At 70.0% G+C, this 22,125-nt stretch carries 18 protein-coding genes; 9 read left to right on the forward strand and 9 right to left on the reverse strand.

The window, feature by feature from the left end; translation table 11 throughout:
* The first annotated feature begins 357 nt into the window (after positions 1-357).
* The 6 genes from bamA (at position 358) to lpxB (ending at position 7,471) form a co-directional block, all read left to right on the forward strand.
* On the forward strand, positions 358-2,928 hold the full coding sequence (gene bamA / locus CIW48_RS12045) for an outer membrane protein assembly factor BamA (RefSeq protein ID WP_149310993.1): 2,571 nt from the start codon (positions 358-360) through the stop codon (positions 2,926-2,928).
* A gap of 48 nt (positions 2,929-2,976) precedes the next feature.
* Positions 2,977-4,038, forward strand: coding sequence for a UDP-3-O-(3-hydroxymyristoyl)glucosamine N-acyltransferase (lpxD, locus tag CIW48_RS12050; RefSeq protein WP_149310994.1), 1,062 nt, complete (start codon positions 2,977-2,979; stop codon positions 4,036-4,038).
* 109 nt (positions 4,039-4,147) lie between these two features.
* Positions 4,148-4,624 (forward strand): 3-hydroxyacyl-ACP dehydratase FabZ, encoded by a 477-nt coding sequence (gene fabZ / locus CIW48_RS12055; protein ID WP_149310995.1) that lies wholly within the window; start codon positions 4,148-4,150, stop codon positions 4,622-4,624.
* The gene (gene lpxA / locus CIW48_RS12060) at positions 4,621-5,439 is read left to right on the forward strand and encodes an acyl-ACP--UDP-N-acetylglucosamine O-acyltransferase (protein ID WP_149310996.1); all 819 of its coding nucleotides are present in this window, start codon (positions 4,621-4,623) and stop codon (positions 5,437-5,439) included. The genes fabZ and lpxA overlap by 4 nt, the downstream gene beginning before the upstream one ends.
* 11 nt (positions 5,440-5,450) lie before the next feature.
* Positions 5,451-6,314 carry a UDP-2,3-diacylglucosamine diphosphatase LpxI gene (gene lpxI, locus CIW48_RS12065; RefSeq protein WP_149310997.1) on the forward strand — a complete coding sequence of 288 codons (864 nt, stop codon included), beginning with the start codon at positions 5,451-5,453 and terminating at the stop codon, positions 6,312-6,314.
* Positions 6,311-7,471 carry a lipid-A-disaccharide synthase gene (lpxB, locus tag CIW48_RS12070; protein ID WP_149310998.1) on the forward strand — a complete coding sequence of 387 codons (1,161 nt, stop codon included), beginning with the start codon at positions 6,311-6,313 and terminating at the stop codon, positions 7,469-7,471. The genes lpxI and lpxB overlap by 4 nt, the downstream gene beginning before the upstream one ends.
* 2 nt (positions 7,472-7,473) lie before the next feature.
* Here lpxB and CIW48_RS12075 read toward each other — a convergent pair whose 3' ends face one another.
* Together CIW48_RS12075 and CIW48_RS12080 are read right to left on the reverse strand one after the other, a co-directional pair.
* A complete protein-coding gene (locus CIW48_RS12075) occupies positions 7,474-8,133 on the reverse strand; it encodes a peptidase inhibitor family I36 protein (protein WP_149310999.1) in 660 nt (219 codons plus the stop codon).
* Positions 8,134-8,155: 22 nt separating this feature from the next.
* Positions 8,156-8,788, reverse strand: a complete 633-nt coding sequence (locus CIW48_RS12080) for a 2OG-Fe(II) oxygenase (protein WP_091780954.1) — start codon at positions 8,786-8,788, stop codon at positions 8,156-8,158.
* A gap of 291 nt (positions 8,789-9,079) precedes the next feature.
* Here CIW48_RS12080 and CIW48_RS12085 point away from each other — a divergent pair, with 291 nt between their 5' ends.
* Both CIW48_RS12085 and CIW48_RS12090 read left to right on the forward strand, forming a co-directional pair.
* A complete protein-coding gene (locus CIW48_RS12085) occupies positions 9,080-9,397 on the forward strand; it encodes a hypothetical protein (protein ID WP_091780957.1) in 318 nt (105 codons plus the stop codon).
* Between the two features lie 152 nt (positions 9,398-9,549).
* Positions 9,550-11,661: an ABC transporter ATP-binding protein/permease gene (locus tag CIW48_RS12090; RefSeq protein WP_149311000.1), complete on the forward strand. Its 2,112-nt coding sequence runs from the start codon at positions 9,550-9,552 to the stop codon at positions 11,659-11,661.
* Positions 11,662-11,750: 89 nt separating this feature from the next.
* Here CIW48_RS12090 and eda read toward each other — a convergent pair whose 3' ends face one another.
* The 3 genes from eda to CIW48_RS12105 all read right to left on the reverse strand — a co-directional run bounded on the left by eda (position 11,751) and on the right by CIW48_RS12105 (position 15,772).
* Positions 11,751-12,380 (reverse strand): bifunctional 4-hydroxy-2-oxoglutarate aldolase/2-dehydro-3-deoxy-phosphogluconate aldolase, encoded by a 630-nt coding sequence (gene eda, locus CIW48_RS12095; protein ID WP_173009249.1) that lies wholly within the window; start codon positions 12,378-12,380, stop codon positions 11,751-11,753.
* Positions 12,381-12,402: 22 nt separating this feature from the next.
* Entirely contained in the window at positions 12,403-14,229 is a 1,827-nt protein-coding gene (gene edd, locus CIW48_RS12100) for a phosphogluconate dehydratase (protein WP_149311001.1), read from the reverse strand.
* A 421-nt stretch (positions 14,230-14,650) separates the two neighbouring features.
* Positions 14,651-15,772: a type II asparaginase gene (locus tag CIW48_RS12105; RefSeq protein WP_149311002.1), complete on the reverse strand. Its 1,122-nt coding sequence runs from the start codon at positions 15,770-15,772 to the stop codon at positions 14,651-14,653.
* Positions 15,773-15,942: 170 nt separating this feature from the next.
* On the opposite strand from CIW48_RS12105, the gene CIW48_RS12110 reads away from it, so the two are divergent.
* Positions 15,943-16,170 (forward strand): hypothetical protein, encoded by a 228-nt coding sequence (locus tag CIW48_RS12110; protein WP_149311003.1) that lies wholly within the window; start codon positions 15,943-15,945, stop codon positions 16,168-16,170.
* A 53-nt stretch (positions 16,171-16,223) separates the two neighbouring features.
* Here the strand turns inward: CIW48_RS12110 and CIW48_RS12115 are convergent, their stop codons facing one another.
* The 4 genes from CIW48_RS12115 to CIW48_RS12135 form a co-directional block, all read right to left on the reverse strand.
* Positions 16,224-17,543 carry an MFS transporter gene (locus CIW48_RS12115; RefSeq protein WP_149311004.1) on the reverse strand — a complete coding sequence of 440 codons (1,320 nt, stop codon included), beginning with the start codon at positions 17,541-17,543 and terminating at the stop codon, positions 16,224-16,226.
* A 146-nt stretch (positions 17,544-17,689) separates the two neighbouring features.
* Positions 17,690-19,090, reverse strand: coding sequence for a sigma-54 dependent transcriptional regulator (locus CIW48_RS12120; protein WP_149311005.1), 1,401 nt, complete (start codon positions 19,088-19,090; stop codon positions 17,690-17,692).
* On the reverse strand, positions 19,075-20,532 hold the full coding sequence (locus tag CIW48_RS12125) for a HAMP domain-containing sensor histidine kinase (protein WP_149311006.1): 1,458 nt from the start codon (positions 20,530-20,532) through the stop codon (positions 19,075-19,077). Before CIW48_RS12125 ends, CIW48_RS12120 begins: the two co-directional genes overlap by 16 nt.
* 574 nt (positions 20,533-21,106) lie before the next feature.
* Entirely contained in the window at positions 21,107-21,892 is a 786-nt protein-coding gene (locus tag CIW48_RS12135; RefSeq protein WP_149311007.1) for a YfdX family protein, read from the reverse strand.
* Between the last annotated feature and the right edge of the window lie 233 nt (positions 21,893-22,125).

The following is a 22,125-nucleotide window of genomic DNA, read 5'->3' on the forward strand; positions in this document are numbered from 1 at the left end:
CCGCGATCTCGCCCGGACACCGCCTGGATGACGCCGCCGCGGCGCGTCGAAACGGGGTTAAGATCGGGTTCGCGGGATCGAGAGCCCAGCCGAAATAGCTCGAACTCTGAGACGTTTACGCGCCGTTCACCACGATCTGTGGTTTGTCGGCATGCTGACCGCACCGTTAAGTGGCGCGAAGGCCACGACCCCCCAAAATCCCCTGACGATGGCCTCCCGCGCGTTTGCTTGGCAGGGGAATCCCGCTAAGAGCTACGCTTGGACCGAAGCCACGCTTGGACCAGGTGACGGGACGGCCGATCAACGGTCGCCTGTGACGGGCTAACCCCCGCGACCAGAACAGAAACGGGCGATTGCATGATGTCGTTGACGGGGAAGCCCCGACGTAAGTCGGTGCGGAAAACCATCGTCCTAGTCACTGCGGGTCTTGGCGTTGTCCTGAGCGGGGCCGCCCAGGCGCAGCAGATCGTCGTCCAGGGCAACCAGCGCGTCGATGCGGACACGATCCGGTCCTACGTGACCGGGACGGCGTCCGGCTCCGCCGAGGAGGCCCGCCGCAACCTGCTCGCAAGCGGGATGTTCTCCGACGTGAAGGTCGCCCAGTCGGGCGGCCGCACGGTGGTGACCGTCCGCGAGAACAACCTGATCAACCGCGTTGTCTTCGAGGGCAACAAGAAGGTCGAGAAGGCCACCCTCGAGGGTATCGTCGAGGCCAAGGCCCGCGGCCCGTACAGCGAGGCGATCATCAACGCCGACCTCGCGCGTATCCGCGACGTCTACAAGCGCTTCGGCCGCGGAACCGCCAAGGTGACCTACCGCACGGTCGACCTGCCCAACGGCCGCGTCGACGTGATCTACCAGGTCGACGAAGGCGATAAGACCGGTATCATCTCGATCAACTTCGTCGGCAACAACGCCTATTCCGAGCGGACCCTGAAGGGGCTGATGAGCTCCTCGGAGATGAACTTCCTGTCGTTCATCAAGACCTCCGACGTCTACGATCCCGACCGCATCACCAACGACCTCGACCAGGTCCGTCGCTACTATCTGAAGAACGGCTACGCCGACTTCCAGGTAGTCAGCGCCGACGCGCGCTACGTCGAGGGCGATAAGTCCGGCTACGTCATCACCGTCACGGTGAACGAGGGCGAGCAGTACAAGGTCGGCGCCGTCCAGGTGGATTCGCGCCTGCCGGGCCTCGACACCACGAAGCTCGACACCGACATCGCGACCTCCGTGGGCGACATCTACAACGCTGACGACGTCGAGAAGACGCTCAACAACGTCACCCGCGAGGTCAACCGCGCCGGCTACCCGTTCGCGCAGGTTCGCCCGACCGGCCAGCGCGACCCGGCGAGCCACCAGGTCTCCCTGGGCTTCGTGGTCGAGGACGGCCCGCACGTCTACGTCGAGCGCATCAACATCCGCGGCAACACCCGCACCCGCGACTACGTCATCCGCCGCGAGCTCGATATCGCGGAGGGCGATGCCTACAACCGCGTGCTGACCGACCGCGCCGAGCGGCGCCTCAACGGTTTGGGCTTCTTCAAGAAGGTCCGCTTCTCCAACGAGCCGGGCTCAGCCCCGGACCGCGTGGTCATCAATATCGACGTCGAGGATCAGCCCACGGGCTCGTTCTCGGTGGCGGGCGGCTACTCCACCCAGGACGGCATCATCGGCGAGGTCTCGGTCTCCGAGTCGAACTTCCTCGGTCGCGGCCAGTACGTTCGCCTCGCCGGCACGGGCGGCCAGTACTCGCGCGGCGTCGACTTCTCGTTCACCGAGCCGTACTTCCTCGGCTACCGTCTCGCGGCGGGCTTCGATGCCTTCTACAAGTACTCCGACCTGACCCGGTACTCGCGCTACGAGACCACGGTGTACGGCGGTCAGCTGCGCCTCGGCCTGCCGATCACCGAGGAGTTCGGCATCACGCTGCGCTACTCGCTGTACAACACCGAGCTGAAGGTGCCGAACACCCTCAAGCGGCCGTACAACGACTGCTCGATCCCGATCCCGGGCTACACCGCCACCTACGCGGCCGGCACGATCGACCCGAACACGGGCCGGAACATCGGTGGCCAGTCGGTCTACCCGAACTGCGCGTATGACGGCGAAGCCTCGATCGCCATCAAGGGCTCGCAGGGCAACACGCTGACCTCGCTGGCCGGCCTGACGCTCGCCTACTCGACCCTCGACGTGATCGGCGCGCCCCGCAACGGCCTCTACGCCGAGCTGAAGCCCGACGTCGCGGGCCTGGGCGGCGACTCCAAGTTCTTCCGCGTGACCGCCGACGCGCGGTACTACAAGGAGATCTTCGAGGACGTGGTCGGCTTCATCCGCTTCCAGGGCGGCCACATCTCGTCGCTCAACAACGATCCGCTGCGGGTGACCGACCAGTTCTTCCTCGGCCCGTCGCTGGTCCGCGGCTTCGCGCCGAACGGCATCGGTCCGCGCGACGTCGGCATCGCCGACGCCCGCTCGAACGCGATCGGCGGCTCGACCTATGTCGGCGGTACCCTCGAAGTTCAGTTCCCGCTGCCCCTCATTCCGCGCGATCTGGGCCTGAAGGGTGCGCTCTTCGCCGATGCCGGCACGCTGTTCGGCTATCACGGCCAGCGGAACTTCAACGTGAACGGCGACGCCTTCATCAACGGCATCTCGCCGACGACCGGGAAGTGCAACTTCAACGCCTTCACAATCGGCGTGGAGCCGGAATGCGTGAACGTCCGCGACACGGCGGCGATCCGTTCCTCGATCGGCGCGTCCATCCTGTGGAACTCGCCGCTCGGCCCGATCCGGTTCGACTACGCCTACGCTCTGTCCAAGGACGAGGGTCAGAAGGTGTTCGTCCCGATCCTCGGCAAGTTCGGCCATATCGGCGCGGATCAGGTCCAGGCGTTCCGCTTCTCCGGCGGCTCGCGCTTCTGATAAAAAACGCGCGCCGGCCGGATTATCCCGGCCGGCGCGTTGTCGAACATGTCAGATCCCATTTTCCTCACCGCCGCCGCCACCGGCCTCACCCTGGCCGAGATCGCGGCCGCTGCCGGCACTGGCCTCCCCGAGGGGGCGGATCCGGATCGTCGGTTCAGCGGCGCGGCCTCCCTGGAGAGTGCCGGTCCGGACCACCTCGCCTACATGGACAACGCCCGCTACGGCGACGCCCTCGCGGCGACGCGGGCGGGCGTGTGCCTGGTCTCGCCCCGGTTCGCGGCGCGCTGTCCCGCCGCCACCATCGCCCTTGTCAGCCGCGATCCCTACCGCGCCTATGCGGCCCTGCTCGGTCGTCTCCATCCGGACGCCCTGCGTCCCGGGTCGCAATTCGCCGTCCGCGGCGTCGCATCCGGCGCCCATGTCCATCCGGAGGCCCGGCTCGAGGACGGCGTCACGGTCGATCCCGGTGCGGTGATCGGGCCGGGCGCCGAGATCGGTGCCGGGACCGTGATCGGACCAAACGCCGTGATCGGTCCCGGCGTCCGCATCGGGCGCGATTGTTCGGTCGGTGCCGGCACGACGCTCAGCCACGCGCTCCTCGGGAACCGGGTGATCCTCCATCCGGGAGCCCGTCTCGGCCAGGACGGGTTCGGATTCGCCATGGGCGCTTCCCACCTGAAGGTGCCGCAGGTCGGGCGCGTGATCGTGCAGGACGATGTCGAGATCGGCGCCAACACCACCGTCGATCGGGGCGCCTCTCGCGACACGGTGATCGGGGAGGGGACCAAGATCGATAACCTCGTTCAGATCGCCCACAACGTGGTCATCGGCCGCCACTGCGTCATCGTGTCGGGCGTCGGCATCTCGGGCTCGACCACGCTGGAGGATTACGTCGTTCTCGGCGGACAGGTCGGCGTCGTCGGCCATCTGCGGATCGGCCGCGGCGCGCAGATCGCCGGCTCCTCCAACGTCAACCGCGACGTACCGCCGGGCAGCCGCTGGGGCGGGACGCCCGCCAAGCCCGTGCGAGCCTGGTTCCGCGAGCTGACGACGCTCGCGCGTCTCGCCGAACGCTCGAGCAAGGACCCGGCCGGCGGCGACGCCTGACCGGGCAGGCCTTGCACTTCCGGCGATTTCTTCCGAAGAGGGCGGTCGGTGCGCCCATGGCGGCCGGATTGTGGGCCGCCCGGGGCGGCAAGTCGAGGTGCGGATTTCTATGAGTGAGGCGGCGCGCGAGACCGGCACCGAGCTGGGCATAGCCGATATCCAGACGTTGCTGGAGCTGCTGCCGCACCGCTACCCGTTCCTGATGGTGGACCGGATCGTCGAGATCGACCGGGACGAATCCTGTGTCGGGATCAAGAACGTCACCGCCAACGAGCCGCAATTCATGGGTCATTTCCCGGACATGCCGGTCTTCCCGGGCGTGCTTCTGATCGAGGGCATGGCGCAGACGGCGGGCGCGATCTGCTGCCGCCACATCCGGGCGGATGGGCGGAACACCAAGCAGGTGTTCTTCATGACCATCGACAAGTGCAAGTTTCGCAAGCCCGTCACCCCCGGCGACCAGGTTCGCTACCACATGACGAAGCTGAATCAGCGCCGAACCATGTGGTGGTTCCGCGGCCAGGCCCGGGTCGACGGCACGCTGGTCGCCGAGGCCGAGATCAGCGCCATGCTGGTGACGGAGTGAGCGCGCCGTTCATCCATCCGAGCGCCGTGATCGAATCCGGCGCCCGGATCGGCGACGGGGCACGGATCGGTCCCTTCTGCCATGTCGGGCCGGAAGTCGTGCTCGGACCGGATTGCGAACTCATCAGCCACGTGGTCCTGGCCGGCCGCACCACGATCGGGGACCGGACCCGGATCTTCCCCTTCGCGTCCATCGGACACCAGCCGCAAGACCTGAAGTTCCGGGGCGAGGCCTCGACCCTGACGATCGGCTCCGATTGCCTGATCCGCGAGGGGGTCACGATGAATCCGGGCACCAGCGGTGGTGGCCTGGAAACGGCGGTCGGCGATCACTGCACCTTTCTGGCGAATTCGCATGTCGGCCACGACTGCCAGGTCGGGGCCCACGTGATCTTCTCCAACAACGTCATGCTGGCGGGCCATTGCAGCGTCGGCGACTACGCGATCCTCGGCGGCGGCGCCGCGGTGATCCAATTCGCGCGGGTCGGCGCGCATGCCTTCGTGGGCGGCCTGTCGGGTCTGGAGAACGACTGCATCCCGTACGGCATGGTACTCGGGAACCGGGCCTACCTGTCGGGGCTCAACATCATCGGGCTGCAGCGCCGCGGCTTCGCCCGGGAGGACATCCACGCCCTGCGCCGGGCCTATCGCCTGCTCTTCGCCCCCGAGGGCACGCTGATGGAGCGTGTGGAGGACGTGGCCGCGACCTTCGAATCCCACGCCGCAGTCCGCGAGATCCTCGACTTCATCCGCCTCGGCGGCAAGCGCTCGATCTGCACGCCGCGCGAGATTCCGACCCCCATCAGCGCCGCCTGAGCGGCCGGACGGTGACCGAGGCCGATCCGACCCCCGAGGGTGCCGTGGTCCTGATCGCCGGGGCCGGCCGCCTGCCCGAACTCGTCGCCGAGTCGCTGCGCAGAGCGCGCCGGCCGTTCCGGGTGATCGCCCTGCGGGGCTTCACCGGGGCGACCCTGCGCGCCAGCGCCGATGCCACGGTCGACCTGCTCGACCTCGCCGCCACCCTGAAGCTGTTGCGGCGCTGGGGGCCCGCGGTGGTGGTGCCGGCCGGCGGGGTCTCCCGGCCGAGCCCGGCCGCGATCCTCAATGCCGGCGCCGCCCTGCGCAACCGGGAAGCGCTGCGGGCGATCGCCGGCGGGGGCGACGACCGGCTCCTGCGGGCCGCCCTCACGCTGGTGGAAGAGGAGGGCCATCGAGTCGTGGGCGTCCACGAGGCCGCGCCCGATCTGCTTTGCCCGGAAGGCCCGATTGGACGCCGGACGCCCGATGCCGGAGCGGCCGCCTCGATCCGTTCCGGGCGCGGGGTTCTGGACGCCCTCTCGCCCTACGACCTCGGTCAGGCGGTGGCTTTGGCCGGCGATCGGATCCTCGCGGTGGAGGGGCCGGAGGGCACCGACCGCATGCTGGCGCGGGCGCGGGTTCTGGGCCGGCGCCCGTTCGGGTTCGGCCGGGCGATGCCCGCCACCGTGCTGGTGAAGGCTCCCAAGGTCGGCCAGGATCGCCGCATCGATCTCCCCGCGATCGGGCCGCGCACCGTGCGCAACGCGGCTCGGGCGGGTTGCGTCGGCCTGGCGCTGGAGGCCGGCGGGACCCTGATCATCGACCGGATTGCCACGGCCGCCGAAGCCGACCGCCTCGGCCTCTTCGTGGTCGGCTACGGAGCGACGCCGTGACCGACCGGCACCGGACCATCTGGCTCGTGGCGGGCGAGGATTCCGGCGATCAGCTCGGCGCCAAGCTGATGCGCGCCCTGCGTGAGGCTGAGCCCGACGCGGTATTCGGCGGCGTCGGCGGTGAGGCCATGGCGGAGGAGGGCTTCACGTCCCTGTTCCCTCTCGATGACGTGGCGGTGATGGGCTACCTCCCGGTCCTCGCCCGCGCCCGGACCCTGCTGCGGCGTATCCGCGAGACCGTGGAGGCCACCATCCGCGCCCGGCCGGACGTGCTGGTGATCATCGACAGTCCCGGCTTCACCCACGCGGTGGCGCGGCGGGTGCGCAAGGCTGCACCCGCCATCCCGATCGTCGACTACGTCTCGCCGAGCGTCTGGGCGTGGCGGCCCTGGCGGGCGAAGGGCATGCGGCCGTTCATCGACCATGTCCTGGCCCTGCTCCCCTTCGAGCCGGACGCACATCTGCAACTCGGCGGGCCGCCCTGCACCTATGTCGGGCACCCGCTGATCGAGCGTCTCCCGGAACTGCAGCCTGACCCCTCGCACCTGCGGCGGCGCGACGTTGCTCCCCACAGCCTCGTCGTGCTGCCCGGCTCACGCCGGTCCGAGATCGAGCGGCTGATGCCGGTCTTCGGTGCGACGCTGGCACGCGTCGCCGCCGGGCTCGCAATCGAGGCGGTCCTGCCTGCCGTGACGCGCCACAGGGCGCTCATTGAGCGGCTCTCCGCCGACTGGACGGTACCGGTCCGGATCGTCACCGGCGAGGCGGCGAAATACGCCGCCTTCCGGGAGGCGCGGGCGGCGCTTGCCGCCTCCGGCACGGTCACGCTGGAACTGGCGCTCGCGGGCGTTCCGATGGTCGTCGCCTACAAGGTCTCGCGGGCGGAAGAGTTCATCGCTCGCCGGCTCATCCAGGTCCCCAGCATCGTGCTGCCGAACCTGATCCTCGCCGAGAACGCCATGCCGGAATTCGTCCAGGCCGAATGCACCCCGGAGCGGCTCGCAGACGCCCTGAGGCCGCTCCTGGCCGGGGGCGCCGGTCGGGACGCCCAGCTTGCCGCGCTCGCACGGATCGACGGGCTGATGCGGCTTGCGGAAGCCGACACGCCGAGCCGGGCTGCCGCGCGGATCGTCCTGCGCGCGGCCGGCGCCGGCTGACCTCAGCCGGCGCGGCGGCTGCAGCGCGTATAGGCCGAGGTCCCGCGGCTGCTCGACCAGGTCAGATTGTCCCCGTCTACCTGAAGGCGAACCTGCGATGACCAGCGCCGGCCGCGATCGCTGCACTCGGCCGAGGTGACCCAGGCGCTGCCGACCCGCCGCGTGTCATGGAAGCTGCAGATCGTGCGTCCGGCGCGGGCGCGGTCCTGCGTGATCGTGGCCGGGATATAGCCCCGCCGCCGCGACTGGGCTCCACAGGCCTCGGGACTCGGGCCCCAGACGCCGACATACTCGGCGGGTGCGGAAACAGGGGGCGAGAGGGAGGCAGGCGCTGTCGCCTGTGCGGGGCGGGCGTTCGCGGCCGGCGTCGCGGCGGCCACCTGCGGGCTCGCCGTGACGGCGCCGGCGGCTGGCGCGGCGGCGGCCTCGTCGGGCGTGTCGAGCATCACGAACCGGCGCGCGGTCGCGCGCTGCCCGGCGGAGGCCGCGGAGGCACTGGCCTCCGGTGCTGCGGGGCGGAACGGCAGGTCCTCCGTCAGGTAGGCGGCGCTGTAGGCGAAGAGGCCGATCCAGCCGACCACCAGAAGGGTCGGCAGCGCGTAGCGACGCCCGGAGCCGGAACGCGCCCCGTCGCCCAGATCCACCAGCACGACCGCCCCCATGGTCCGCCCCCCTGTCGTCCGTTCAGCGGCCGAAGATACCCTTCAGGAACTGCGCCGTGCGGTTGCGCTTGCGCTTGCGCTCCAGTTCCGACGCGTCCTTGAGCCACGCGACCTGCACCACCCGCCGCTCGCCCTCGAAGGGCTCGTGGCCATGCCAGGAATTGTCGGCCCGCAGGAACGCGAACATCGTGCCCATGGTCGGCGGCACTTCGACCGCGAAGGGCTCGTAGTTGCGGCCGTCGTAGAGCACGCGCAGCCGGCCCGCGGCCGGGGCGTCCCAGGCGTCGTTCATGTAGACGAGAAGCGTCAGCACCTTCGACGGGCCGTCCGTGTGGATCGAGCCGTATTTCAGCTGGCTGCGGCGCATGATCGTGGTCAGGCGCGGGCAGGACACGAGGTCGATGCCGAACTTCTCGCCGAGGATCTCGGAGAACGCGTCGCTCTCCAGCTCGTCGATCAGCGCCTTGAAACGGCCCTTGAGGGCGACCTCGTCGACGGTGAGGTAGCCGGGCTTGGCGATGTCGGGGAAGTCGCGGCGGATGTCGTCGATCGCGTCCGGATTCAGGACGTTCTGGCCGAGCGTGAAGGCGTAGGGCTCGCGGGAGACGGGCGCGGCGCGCACGGCGGAGATGTCGAGGATCGAGAGAGCGGACATCGCTGGGTCCCTTGGATCCGGCGCGGGTCGGTCGGCACGCCGGGCGCCGGAGACGCGTGCCGCGGGGCCGCTCGCGCCGTCGTGCCGGGGCCGCCCTTGCAGGCACCCGCGATCACAAATCTACAGCTGCTTTCGGCGATCCCGGAATCTCCTAATCCGGTGATTGCGGCGGCTCGACGGCGAAAGCAGCCCGGTGGCACATTCCGGTGACAGTCGCGGACGGTCCGCTTGTGCAGGATGGCGTCAGACCCGCGGGCTTTCTTCCCGGGTGCGTGCCGGAACCCGTTACCGATGAGGCCGTTGGCCCTCGCTCTGCTGTTCACCCACCTCGCCGCCGTCGCGGCCGGGATCGAGGCCCGTGCCCAATCGCGGCCGCCGCGCGGCTCGATGACGGCGCGCATGACCTGTGCCGAGGCGATGGCCCTGGTGAGGAGCGAGGGCGACGTCGTCATCGCCACCGGGGCAGCGCCGGAGCGCTTCGTCAGCGGCCCCGGCCAATGCGCCAGCTCCGAGATCGCGGAGCTGCGCTTCGCCCCCACGCGCGACAATCCGCAATGCCCGATCGGCTATCAGTGCCGCGAGCCGGGCTTCGAGGAGTGGAACTGGTAGCCGCGCCACCCGCGTAAATCGCCGCACCGCCGAAACGTGACCAAAGTTTCACGCGACAGCGCGGGGCCAGTGCCACTATCTGGCCATCACCTGCGGCCAAGGCCGCCGGCAGCGTCCTGACGAGCGGGCGCGCACGGATGGGGGATCGACGCGTGGCAGCACTCAGGACCGGACTGGGCATCCAGGCCGTGCTCACAGCCTTGGCCGCGCTGATCCTGCTGGCGTTTCCCGGCATCCCGAGCCCGCCGCTCTACGTCTCGCTCGCCGGCTTCGTCATGGCGGGCATCCTGATCGCCTCGAACGGCATCTCGGCCTACCTGAAGGTCTTCGTCTCGGTCTACGGCGTCGGCTACCTGCTCCTGGCAGGATCGAAGACGATCGGCGCCATGGGCCTGCTGCCGCCGGTGATCGCGGCGCTGCTCCCGCCCGCCTTCGCGGCCACCGGCGCGGTGGTCTTCGCCGCCATCGTGCTCGGCATCTCGTATCTCGAACCGATCCGGGCGATCACCAACATCGCCGACCCGTATTTCGCCAACCGCGACAAGCCGACCAAGGAGATCGGCCTGTTCCGCTGGTTCGGCACCACGGAGGGCCGGATCGGCCGCAACCTCGTGGCGCTCTCGATCTTCGTGAACTTCGCCGACGTGGCCCTGACGCTGCGGTTCAACTTCTTCTACCGCGACATGTTCAACGCCCTTCAGGAGTACAACGCGGACGCCTTCTGGTACCAGCTGCTCTGGGTGTTCATTCCGATCGCCGTGCTGAACATCGCCATCGGCATGTTCGACCTGTTCGTGGATTCCTCGCTGCTGATCCGCTGGCGCACATGGCTGACCCACAGCCTGTACGAGCGCTGGCTGGGCAACGGCACGCATTACCGGATTCCGTTCACCGACGAGGAAGCCGACAATCCGGATCAGCGCATCCAGGCCGACGTCAACAGCTTCATCGTGCAGACCACGACGCTGTCGATCCGTCTCCTGAGCCAGGCCGCGCAACTCGTCTCGTTCATCGTGATCCTCTGGACGCTGTCGCGCGACTTCGTCCTGCCGTTCACCGATACGGTGATCCCGGGCTTCCTGGTCTTCCTCGTGATCGCCTACGCGGTGGTCGGCACCTGGCTCACCCACCTGATCGGGCGGCCGCTCATCGGGCTCGACTTCCGGCAGGAGAAGGTGGAGGCGAATTTCCGCTTCGCGCTGGCTCGCAACCGCATCTATTCCGAGCAGATCGCCCTGCTGCGCGGCGAGCGGGCGGAGATTTCGCGGCTCTCGAGCCTGTTCCACAGCGTCATCGAGAACTACATCGGGATCATCTTCCGCCGCATCAAGCTGATCGCCTTCACGTTCAGCTACCGGCAGGCGAGCGTGATCTTCCCGCTCGTGATCGCAGCTCCGTCCTTCTTCGCCAAGAAGATCACGCTGGGCGCCCTCCAGCAGACCTCGCAGGCGTTCGGGCAGGTGCAGAGTTCGCTGTCCTTCTTCGTGGATTCCTACACGACACTGGCCGCCTACAAGGCCAACACCAACCGTCTCAATTCCTTCCGCCGGGCGATGACCAAGGCGGAGGCGCTGGAATCGGCCGGCTACGGCCTGGTCCAGGGCAACGACAGCACGGGTGACGTCACCGCGCGCGGCCTCGTCCTCGCCCTGCCGAACGGACGGCCGATCGTCACCGCCGACGCGCTGACGCTGCCGCGGGGCGGTGCGACCCTGGTCACGGGCCCCTCGGGCTCCGGCAAGTCGACCCTGTTCCGGGCGATTGCGGGGATCTGGCCGTTCGGCAAGGGCCGGGTCGATGTGCCCGCTGGGCAATCGGCGCTGCTGCTGCCGCAGCGGCCCTACATCCCGCAGGGGAGCCTGCGCGGCGCCGTGGTCTACCCGAACACCACCGATCAGTTTTCGGACGCGGCGATCCAGGACGCGCTGACGGCCGCCCAGCTCGCCCACCTAATCGACCATCTCGACGAGACCGACACCTGGGAGCGGCGGCTCTCGGGCGGCGAGCAGCAGCGCCTGGCCATCGCCCGCGCAATCCTGGCCAAGCCGGAATGGCTGTTCCTCGACGAGGCGACGGCTTCGCTCGACGAGCCGTCCGAGGCGGCGCTCTACCGGATGCTGCGCGAGCGCCTGCCCGGGACGACGATCGTGTCGATCGGCCACCGCTCGACGCTGCACGCCTTCCACGACCGACGCATCACGCTGGAGCCGGAGGGCGGCGTGTTCATCCCGCGGGAGCAGAGGCAGCCGCTGCCGGCGGAGTAGGGCGGTCCGCATCCGCTTCTCTGCCTCCCCGCGGAGGGGAGGCAGAGGCGCGCGTTCCGCTCCAGCGTCACCAGTAGGGGCCCGTCCGCCTACGCTGCCTTCCGCAGCTCCGAAGCGGCCCGGGCCGCCTGCTCGATCGCCGCCGGATCGGGCGTGCCGGGCTTCACCACCCAGCTGCCGCCGACGCAGAGCACGGACGGGATCGCCAGCCAGTCGGGGGCGGTCGCCTCGGTGATCCCGCCGGTCGGGCAGAACCGCACCGCGCCGAACACCGCCGCGTGCGCCTTCAGCGCCTTGATCCCGCCTGCGGCCTCGGCCGGGAAGAACTTGAACCGGTCGAGCCCGTGATCGAGCCCGCGCATGATGTCGGCCGCCGTAGCGACGCCCGGCAGGTAGGGCACGCCGTTGGCCTTGGCGGCGTCGGTCAGCGGCTCCGTCAGACCCGGCGAGACGATGAACTCGGCCCCCGCCGCCAGCGCCCTGTCGAGATCGCGCGGGTTCAGCACCGTCCCGGCGCCCACCACTGCACCCTCGACCCGGGTCATCTCCCGGATCACGTCGAGGGCGGCCGGCGTGCGCAGGGTGACCTCCAGGGCGGTCAGGCCGCCCTTCACCAGGGCTTCGGCGATGGGCCGGGCCTGGGACACGTCGTCGATCACCAGGACCGGAATGACGGGCACGGAGCGCATCAGCGCGTCGATGCTGGTCAGATCGTTCATGGTCGGCACCTCCTCGTCAATCTCAGAGGCCGGCGGCGGCGAGCATCGCCGAAGCGCCCCGCTCCGCCGTATCGGCCCCCTGGCGCATGAACGCGAACAACTCCCGCCCGGTGCCCTGTACGGGCTCCGGCGCCTCGGCCTCCGGCCGGGCAGCCAGCTCCGCATCATCGACCAGCACCTCCAGCAGACCCTCGGCGGCGCTGAGCCGGACGATGTCGCCGTCGCGGATCCGCCCGATCGGACCGCCGCCCAGGGCCTCGGGACTCACGTGGATCGCCGCCGGAACCTTGCCGGATGCCCCCGACATGCGCCCGTCGGTCACCAGCGCGACCTTGTGGCCGCGGTCCTGCAGCACGCCCAGCGGCGGGGTGAGCTTGTGCAGCTCGGGCATGCCGTTGGCCTTCGGGCCCTGGAAGCGGACCACCACCACGACATCCCGCTCCAGCTCGCCGGCCCTGAAGGCCTTGAGCACCTCGTCCTGGTCGGAGAAGACCCGGGCCGGCGCCTCGATGTTGCGGCGGTGCTCCTCGACCGCGCTCGTCTTGAACGTCGCCCGGCCGAGATTGCCCTTGACCAGCCGCATCCCGCCATCCGGCTGGAACGGGTTGCCGGGCCGGCGGAGCATCGTGTCGTCGAGGCTCTCCGGCACGGCGTCCTCGAAGACCAACTCGTCGCCGTCGAGCTTCGGATCGCGGGCATGGTCGCGCAGCGACTGGCCCGCCACCGTCAGGATGTCGTCGTGCAGCATGCCGGCATCGAGGAGCGCGGCCATCACGAAGCTCATGCCGCCCGCGGCGTGGAAATGGTTCACATCGCCGGCCCCGTTCGGGTAGACGCGCGCGATCAGCGGCACGGCGCTGGAGAGCCGGTCGATATCCTCCCAGTCGATCACGATTCCGGCGGCGCGGGCGATGGCCGGCAGGTGGATCGCGTGGTTGGTGGAGCCGCCGGTGGCGAGCAGGCCGACCGCGGCGTTCACGATCGCCTTCTCGTCGACGCAGAGGCCAAGCGGCCGGTAATCGTTGCCGGCGCCGCCGATCTCGGTGAGCCGGTGGATCGCCGCGCGGGTCACGGCCTGCCGCAGCTTGGTGCCGGGATTGATGAAGGACGCGCCCGGCATGTGCAGGCCCATCATGTCCATCATCATCTGGTTCGAGTTGGCCGTGCCGTAGAACGTGCAGGTCCCGGCCGCGTGGTAGGAGGCCGACTCGGATTCGAGAAGTTCGGCGCGGCCGACCTTGCCCTCGGCATAGAGCTGGCGGATCCGCTGCTTCTCCTTGTTGGCCAACCCGGACGGCATCGGCCCGGCCGGAATCAGGATCGTCGGCAGGTGGCCGAAGCGGAGCGCGCCGATCAGCAGACCCGGCACGATCTTGTCGCAGATGCCCAGCAGCGCCGCGCCATCGAACATGCCGTGGCTCAGCGCCACCGCACTGGAGAGCGCGATCGTGTCCCGGGAGAACAGCGACAGCTCCATGCCGCTTTGCCCCTGCGTGACCCCGTCGCACATGGCCGGCGTGCCGCCCGCAACTTGCGCGGTGGCGCCGCGCTCCCGGGCGAACAGCTTGATCTGGTCCGGGTAGCGTCCGTAGGGTTGATGGGCCGAGAGCATGTCGTTGTACGCGGTGACGATGCCGATATTCATCACCGTCCGCTCGTCGCGGATCGCCGCCTTGTCCTCACCGGAGGCCGCGAAGCCGTGGGCGAGGTTTCCGCAGGCGAGCTTGCCGCGCCGGACCCCCGCCTCCCGCTCGCGGGCGATCAGGTCGAGATAGGCGCGCCGGGTCTCGCGGGAGCGCGCCACGACGCGCTCGGTGACCGCCGCAACTTCGGGATGAAGCTCGGTCATGCTCGTTCCTCCAGGCTCGATGCCGACGGGCGCAAGGCTGATGCCGCGATTCGGGCACGGCCCAGGCAGCCGCGTCGGTGACCGGTATCTAGGGGGTGCGCCGCGGGATGTAACCCGGGTGAGCGCGGGTGACGACATGTGGCCTGCCCGCCGGCTCAGGAAACCCCAAATCCACGTCAGCGTTCGCTCACGGTTGCGATCGATGCCCCCGCATCGTCATCACGAGCGGAGCGAAGTGACCCAGGACAGCGCGACCCTGGATTGCTTCGCTGCGCTCGCAAAGACGGTGACCTCACGCCATCGTCCGGAGGCAGTGGCGGCCGGTCATCCTGGACGCCCGACCTCAGCACGCCTCAAAGCGCTCCTTCGAGGCATGCCTCAGGATGGGATCGGACCTCAGAGACGCGGCGCGTCCCTGAGCTCAATACTCCCAGAAGATCCGCTGTAGCTCCTTGGTGTCGTTCGTCTTGGTGAGCGCCACGGCCGCCAGGACCTTGGCCTTGGCGGGGTTCAGGTCGTGGGCGACCACCCAATCGTATTTGTCGTCGGGCTGCTCGGCGTTGCGCAGGACGAAGCCGTCCGGCACGCGCGACGAGCGGATCACGATGGCGCCCTTGGAGCGGATGTCCTTCAGCTTGTCGACGAGGTAGCCGGGCACCGAGCCGTTGCCGGTGCCGGCATTGACGATCGCCTTGGCCCCCGCCTGGACCTCGGCGTCGTAGACACCCGGGATCATGTTGCCCGAGCCGTAGACGATGCCCACGAGCGGCAGGCTGTCGATCTGGTCGATGTCGAACTCGGAGCTCATGTTGTGCCGCTTCGTCAGCGAGCGGAAGAAGTAGGTCTTGCCCTCGACCACCATGCCGAGCGGGCCCCACTGGCTGTAGAAGGCGCTCGGCACGATGTTGGTCCGCTTGTTCACGTCGCGGCCGCACTGGATGTAGTCGTTCATCGTCACGGTGACGCCCTGGCCGATCGCCTCCTTGCTGGCCGCGACCGTGACGGCGTCGAGCAGGTTGAGGGCGCCGTCGGCCGAGATCGCCGTGCCCGGCCGCATCGAGCCCACCACCACGATCGGCTTGTCGCTCTTCACCACGAGGTCGAGGAAGAACGCGGTCTCCTCCAGGGTGTCGGTCCCGTGGGTGACGACGACGCCGTCGACGTCGTCCTGCTTCAGGAGCTGGGACACGCGCTTGCCGAGCTGGACGAGCTGGGCGTCGGTGAAGCTCTCGGAGGCGATCTGGAAGACCTGCTCGCCGCGGACATTGGCGATGGTGTTCACCTGCGGCACGGCCGCGATGAGCTTGTCGACCGGCACCTTGGCGGCCGTGTAGGTGGCGCTGTTGGCGGCGTCCGCCCCGGCGCCGGCGATCGTGCCGCCGGTGGCGAGGATCACGACGTTCGGCTTCTTCGCCGCTGCCGCGGTGCCGGCCTCGGGCATCTCGCGGGCGCTCAAGGGGACCGCCCCGAATCCGCTGGCCAGGGCCAGGGCAAAGACCGCTCCGCGCAGGGGAAGAGCCGTGCCGCTTCGGCAGGAGAACATCGGAGATCCTCGGTGGTTGACGGGAGAGCGAGTCGGACTCGACGCGGGGATGGTAGCCGCGCCCCGGGCCGAGGCAAGGATCATGCAGGGCGCCGACATGCAGGGCGTAACGGATCGTTACGCACGCTCGGGCGTTAATCGGGGTTGCCGTCCGCTCGGAGGAAAGCCCCATGCTGCATCTCGCCAGCCTGCTCGAGGAACTCGAGCGGAGCGAGCCCGCGCGGGCCGCGATGTCGATCCTCGAGAAATCCCTCGCGCGCCGCTCGATGGAGGAGCAGGGGGCGTTCTGGCGCGCCGTCGACATCCACTACGTCTCGCGGAAGGCGCCGCCGGAGGCGGTCGCCCCGGCGCAAGCCGGGCCGGAACGCGCCGCGCCGGAACTCGCCGCCGTATCCTAAGGCGCAGCTGACAGGGCCGGGGCCCCGTCCGTTCGAGGGCGTCGGTGCCGCGTTTAGGCGCTCGCCGGCACGGCCGGCGGGATGCCGGCGCCGCTCTCGGGCTCGCCGCCCGCGCGCACCGTGGTGCGTGTCTCGGGCATCAGCGCGAGGTACAGGACGAACCCGAGCGCCGCGATGGCCGCCAGCGCCAGGAACGCGGTGGAATAGCCGGCGGACACGATGATCACGCCGGCGAGCGTCGCGCTCAAGGCCGCGCCGATCCCCTGGGCCGTGGCCACGGCGCCCTGGGCCGCGTTGAACCGGCCGCCGCCCCGGGTCAGGTCGGCGACCACGATCGGGAACAGCGCGCCGTAGACGCCCGCCCCGATCCCGTCGAGGAGCTGGACGCCCACCAGCCAGAACGGGTTGTCCGACAAGGTGTAGAGGACGCCGCGCAGCGCCAGGATGCCGAAGGCGGTGAGAAAGATCGGCTTGCGGCCGATCACGTCGGCCTTCGCCCCCACGAAGATCGCCACCGGCACCATCACGCACTGCGCCGCCACGATGCAGGCCGCGATCAGCGAGGTCGCGTGGTCCTTGCCCGAGATGTGCGTGAGGAGCTGGCCCACCGAGGTCAGCATCGCCGCGTTGGCGAGGTGGAAGATCGCGCAGAGCACCGCGAAGACGAGGAGCGGCCGGTTCTGCAGCAGGGTGGCGAGGCCGGAGGGCTTGTCCTGCGCCTGATCCTCTTCCTCGGTCATGCCCCGGGCGAGGTCGTCGTCGATGGCGTCGGCCGGTACCAGCAGCATGGCGCCGATCGACAGCGCCGCCAGGATGCCCATGAGCCAGAACACGACCACCGGCCCGAAGAAGTAGGCGAGCCCGCCCGCCAGCGCGGCCGAGACCGCGTTGCCGGCGTGGTTGAAGCCCTCGTTGCGGCCGATCCGCTTGGCGAACATCTTCGGCCCGACGAGGCCCAGCGTGATCGCGGCCAGCGCCGGCGGGAAGATCGTCCCGGCGACGTGGGCGATCGATTGGGTGGCGGTAACGAGATAGAAGTTCGTGATGAACGGCAGGACGAGGCAGCTCGCCGTCACCGCGATGGCGCCGCCGATCACCACCGCGCGCTTGTGGTTGGTGGCGTCGATCAGCGCGCCGGCGGGCGTCTGCGCCACGAGGCCGAGGATGCCCGCGACGGTCATCACGAGGCCGGTCGTGGCCTCGTTCCAGCCCTGGTCCGGGCCGCGCACGGCGATCAGGTAGATGGCGAGGTAGGGGCCGAGGCCGTCGCGCACGTCGGCGAGGAAGAAGTTGAGCGCGTCGAGGCCGCGCAGGGCCCTGGCCGAGGGCGTCCGGCTGCCGGCGCCGCGGGCGCCCGTCTCGATCCTGTCCATCCTGCCGCGATCCCCCGACCGACGCACGGCGCGGCCCGATCCGGGCGGCGCCGTCACACGCGGGGCTCGACGCCCGCGCGCGGGATCGGTTCCCGCACGGTCCGGGCCTCACGCGGGATGTGAACGATTCTCCGGCCGATGAGGCTTCAGGCCGGGTCGGTGCCCGCCGAAACGTCGGGATTTCCGACACCATCTGTCGTTTCTTCCGACAGATCGGCGCCCGGCGCGCCGAGGCCGTAGCGCTCGATCTTGGCGTAGAGGAGCTGCCGCTGGATGCCGAGGCGGCGGGCGGCCCGGGCACGGTTCCCGTCGGCCTCGCGGAGCGCGGCCGCGATCATGGTCCGCTCCAGGCGGGCGACGGCTCCGGGCAGGTCGCCGGCGAGCCAGTCGACCGCCGCGTCGTCGCCGCGCTGCTCCGGCCGTGCCGCCGGCAGGTCGATCGCCTCGGCCGCGATGGCGCCGCCGCGCACCAGCATCGCCGCCTGCTCCACCACGTTGCGCAGCTGGCGTACATTGCCGGGCCAATCATAGGCCAGCAGGCGCGCGGCGGCCCCGCCGCTCAGGCGCTTGCCCGAGGGAATGAGGAAGTGCTCGGCCAGCGGCACGATGTCGGCGAGGCGCTCGCGCAGGGGCGGCAGGGTGATCGGCACGACGTTCAGCCGGTAGTACAGGTCGGCGCGGAAGCGACCCTCGGCGACCAGTGCCGGCAGGTCGCAATGCGTCGCCGCCACGAGGCGGACGTCGACCCGAGCGGACCGGCCCCCCAGCGGCGTCACGACGCAATCCTGGATCACCCGCAGGATCTTGGCCTGCATCGCGGCGGGCATGTCGCCGATCTCGTCCAGGAACAGGGTGCCGCCCTCGGCCTCATGGAAGGCGCCGGCGCGGTCCGCGGCGGCACCCGCGAAGGCGCCCCGGACATGGCCGAACAGCTCGCTTTCCAGGGACTCGGCCGGGATCGCCGCGCAGTTCACCGGCACGAACGGCCGCGCGCGGCGCCGCGAGAAGGCATGCAGGGCCCGGGCGACCTCCTCCTTGCCGGTGCCGGTCTCGCCCTGGATCAGGATGGTGGACGCGCTGTCGGCGACGAGGCCGATGGTCTTCTGGACCTTGCGCATGCCCGCGCTCGACCCGATCAGGACCGGATGACCCGGCGGCGGGGCGGCGCTCCCCGGCTCGGTGCGGGCGTCGCGCAGCATCGCCTCGATCACGGCGGCGAGGTCGGCGCGGCCGATCGGCTTGGTGAGGTGGTCGTGCGCCCCGAGCCGCATCGCCTCGATGGTGTTGGCCGGGCTCGCGAAGGCGGTCAGCACCGTCACGGGCGGCGGCTCCGGCAGGGCGCGGATCCCCTCCAGCGTGGCCATGCCGTCGAGGTCGCCGGGCATGCGCAGGTCGAGGAGCACCGCCGCCACCGACGTCTCGCGCAGCCGCGCCAGCGCCTCAGAGCCGGAGGCGACCGGAAGCGGCGTGTGCCCGAGATCGGTCACCGTCTCGGCGAGCCCGTCACGCAGGGCTCTGTCGTCGTCGACGATCAGGATGGTTGCCATGGCAGATCCAGGACAAAGGTGGTCTCGGGCGCGCCTTCGACCAGCCTGGCCTCGCCGCGATGCGCCAGGGCGATCTCGCGCACGATCGCGAGTCCGAGGCCGGTGCCGTCGGGCCGTCCGGTGACGAAGGGCTCGAACAGGCCGGCGCGGATCGCCGGGTCGATCCCGGCGCCGGTATCGGCGACGCTGAGCCGCAGCCGCACGGCGCCGTCGACCGTGACCCGCTCGGCACCGAGGCGGACCCGGCCGCCCGGCGGCGCGTGCTGCAGCGCGTTCAGCAGCAGGTTGTCCAGGGCCCGGGCGGTCTGCGCCCGGTCGAGATGCGGATGGTCCGTCGCCGGCAGCCCGTCGGCGGCGACCGTGATCCGCACCGAGCGCGCATGCGCCAGATCCTCGTGCAGCTGCGCGCACGCGGCGAGCAACGGCGCCACCGGCGTGGGGATCCGGTTGAGCGCGCGCGCCTGCGTCAGGTTGAGGAGGTCGCGCAGCAGCGTGTCGACCCGGGCGATCTGGCCCAGCACGGTCTCGAGGGCGGCCGCGGCGCGGTGCGGATCGCCGCTGACCAAGGCGTTCTCTGCCTTCAGCCGCATCGCCGCGATGGGGTTGCGGATCTCGTGGGCGATGCTCGCCGCCAGCCGGCCGACGGCGGCGAGACGCTCGGCCGCCACGATCCGGGCCTGGGCCTCCCGCAGGCGCCCGCCGGCCGCGTTGAGGGCGTCCACCAGCCGGTCGAGTTCGCGCTCGCCGGTATGGTCGAGATGCGGCAGGTCCTCGCCGTCCGGGCGCGGCGCGGCGAGCTTGGCTTCGAGCCGGGCGATCCGTCCGGAGAAGCCGTACAGGAACCAGCCCAGGAAGGCCGCCGATCCGAGCACGGTCGCGGCCAGGAAACCCAGTCCCGCGAGGAAGCGCGTGTAGGTCGGGCCATCATTGACATGCGCGCGCGCCATCGCCCACGCGGTCAGGCCGGGCGCCGGCCCGTGCAGGGGGCAGCCCTGGAGCATCAGCACCTGGGTCCGGCTCGGCCGGCGGACCGAGACCGCGTGGTCGACGCGCAGCACCTGCCCGTTCAGCGCCGCGATGGTGTCGTGCTCGGCCGCCGGAAGGTCGGTCTTCGGTCCGGATCCCTCGTAGGTCGGATAGGCGTAGGCCAGCGGCCCGCGCGAGGCGCTCCAGATCCCGCCCTCGATACCGGGAAAGCGCGCCAGCGCGGCGGACACGAGTCCGGCAAGATCGGCCTCCGCGATCCCGTGGGCGCCGGCCTGCGCGGCAAACCGGTCGATGATCTCGCGGCAGGCGCGTCCGACCGCGAGATCGGCCTGCGCCACCTGGACGCCCGTCGACTGATTGTAGACGCCCCACATCAGGTAGGCGGTGGCGGCCGCCGAGGCGAGCAGCAGGACCCAGAGGGCGAGCAGCCGGGCACGCAGGCTGTAGGCCGTCACGGCAAGATCCGACCGGGCATGACGCTGGCTCCTGCGGCGGTGTCGTGCACGCCCGAACCCGATTCCTAAGCCATGGCCCGGCCCTATGACCACTCAACCGGCGGCGACGATCGAGCCTCGGCTCCGGATCCCGCACGGAGGCCGGCATCTCAGGGCCGGCCCGATGGCTGGACCGGCAGCGCGCCGCTTCCGAGCTGCACGCAGGTCAGCATCGCCACGTAGGAGGGGGCACCGCCGATCTGGCTCTCCGTCCGGCAGGTCCCGGCGCTCCGCCACGTCGAAGGTCGCCCACCGCTTGATCAAGGTGCGCCGCGCGGCGGCCTCGTCGGACAGGCAACCCCGGTAGCTCGCTCGGTCGACGGGGTCGGACCCGGCGCGATGCTCCGGCGCGCAGATCGCCCGGATCTTGAAATCCGGGATTCCCGCTGTCCGCGCGGAGGCGACGGCGGATCCGCAGAGGATCAGTTCAAGTCCCAGGAAGGTCGAGATCAAGAAACGTCCCATGCGGCTTTCTCCCGTCCAAGTCGGCCGCGCCTGCGATCGGTCAGGCGCGGCCTTGAACGTCAGAGGCCCTTCACTGGCCGACCTTGGCCCCCGCGGTCGTGCCGGTGGCCTGCGGCGCCGTCGCGTCGGCCGGGGCAGCCTTGGCCGTCTGCGGCACGGCAACCGCATCGATCACCTCGAAGCGCATGTTGTCCTGGGCCGACTTCAGGGCCGCGTTGGCTTCGTAATACTTGCCCTGTCCGATCAGAGTCGCGGCCTGATCGACACCCGCAATGGTCTTGTTCAGCGGCAGGACCGCCATGGTGAAGTTGACGTCGACATGGGCGAGCTTGAGCTTCTCCAAGGCGCCCTTCTGGTCGCCCTGGGCGAGGTTCTTGTTGGCCTCAGTCACCGCGGAGGCCTTGATGGGTGTGGCCACGAAATCGTCGCCCAAGGTCAGCTGCGCATCGACCGGGACCCAGGCGACCTGCTCCTTGGAGACCGGCTTGGCGTCGGCCTTGTCGGTCTGCGCGGTCGCCTTGCGGGCGGCCATATCGGCGGGCGACTTGAGTTCGACCTCGGCCTTGGTGAACACCGCGTCGTCGGTCCTGGCCTTCGCGAAGGCCGCCTGAGCCTTGGCGATCATGTCCTTGGCCTGGGTGGGATTGGCCTCGAAGATCGCCAGGCGGGTGAGCTGAAGATCCCGGAAACCCTGCGCACCATCCTTCGAGAGCTTGCCGACATCCTTGTCGATCACGGTCTGGCGCGCATTGATCTGCGTGCCGTCATGCTGGGCCGCCTGTTCAGCCGCGAAGGCAGTTCCACCGAGGATTGTGGTCAGTACGAGGGCCGCAGCCATGGATGTGCGGTAGGACATCTTACTATCTCCTTCCGGTGCGGAGATAAGGCCTTCATCTGCACTGGCCTTATTCAGTCCGTGTTCAGATAATAGCCGGCCGATGATTTGGTCTCATGTCCCAAGGATTAAAAAACGGCAATGCGGTGGCGCGGGGTGCCGGAATCCCGGGTGTCGAACGCAGGACGCGACGGAACGCGGTCGCCCGCCGGGGAGAGGACAGCGAGATGCATGTGCCCGACGCGCGGCGCGTC

It is taken from the genome of Methylobacterium sp. P1-11 (assembly GCF_008329595.1).
In the GTDB taxonomy this organism is placed as follows: domain Bacteria; phylum Pseudomonadota; class Alphaproteobacteria; order Rhizobiales; family Beijerinckiaceae; genus Methylobacterium.

Excerpts from the sequence above, each read along its gene's own strand:
- bamA (WP_149310993.1), top strand. The coding sequence starts at position 358 with ATGATGTCGTTGACGGGGAAGCCCCGACGTAAGTCGGTGCGGAAAACC.
- lpxD (WP_149310994.1), top strand. The coding sequence starts at position 2,977 with ATGTCAGATCCCATTTTCCTCACCGCCGCCGCCACCGGCCTCACCCTG.
- fabZ (WP_149310995.1), top strand. The coding sequence starts at position 4,148 with ATGAGTGAGGCGGCGCGCGAGACCGGCACCGAGCTGGGCATAGCCGAT.
- CIW48_RS12075 (WP_149310999.1), bottom strand. The coding sequence starts at position 8,133 with ATGGGGGCGGTCGTGCTGGTGGATCTGGGCGACGGGGCGCGTTCCGGC.
- CIW48_RS12080 (WP_091780954.1), bottom strand. The coding sequence starts at position 8,788 with ATGTCCGCTCTCTCGATCCTCGACATCTCCGCCGTGCGCGCCGCGCCC.
- CIW48_RS12085 (WP_091780957.1), top strand. The coding sequence starts at position 9,080 with ATGAGGCCGTTGGCCCTCGCTCTGCTGTTCACCCACCTCGCCGCCGTC.
- eda (WP_173009249.1), bottom strand. The coding sequence starts at position 12,380 with ATGAACGATCTGACCAGCATCGACGCGCTGATGCGCTCCGTGCCCGTC.
- edd (WP_149311001.1), bottom strand. The coding sequence starts at position 14,229 with ATGACCGAGCTTCATCCCGAAGTTGCGGCGGTCACCGAGCGCGTCGTG.
- CIW48_RS12105 (WP_149311002.1), bottom strand. The coding sequence starts at position 15,772 with ATGTTCTCCTGCCGAAGCGGCACGGCTCTTCCCCTGCGCGGAGCGGTC.
- CIW48_RS12110 (WP_149311003.1), top strand. The coding sequence starts at position 15,943 with ATGCTGCATCTCGCCAGCCTGCTCGAGGAACTCGAGCGGAGCGAGCCC.
- CIW48_RS12115 (WP_149311004.1), bottom strand. The coding sequence starts at position 17,543 with ATGGACAGGATCGAGACGGGCGCCCGCGGCGCCGGCAGCCGGACGCCC.
- CIW48_RS12120 (WP_149311005.1), bottom strand. The coding sequence starts at position 19,090 with ATGGCAACCATCCTGATCGTCGACGACGACAGAGCCCTGCGTGACGGG.
- CIW48_RS12135 (WP_149311007.1), bottom strand. The coding sequence starts at position 21,892 with ATGTCCTACCGCACATCCATGGCTGCGGCCCTCGTACTGACCACAATC.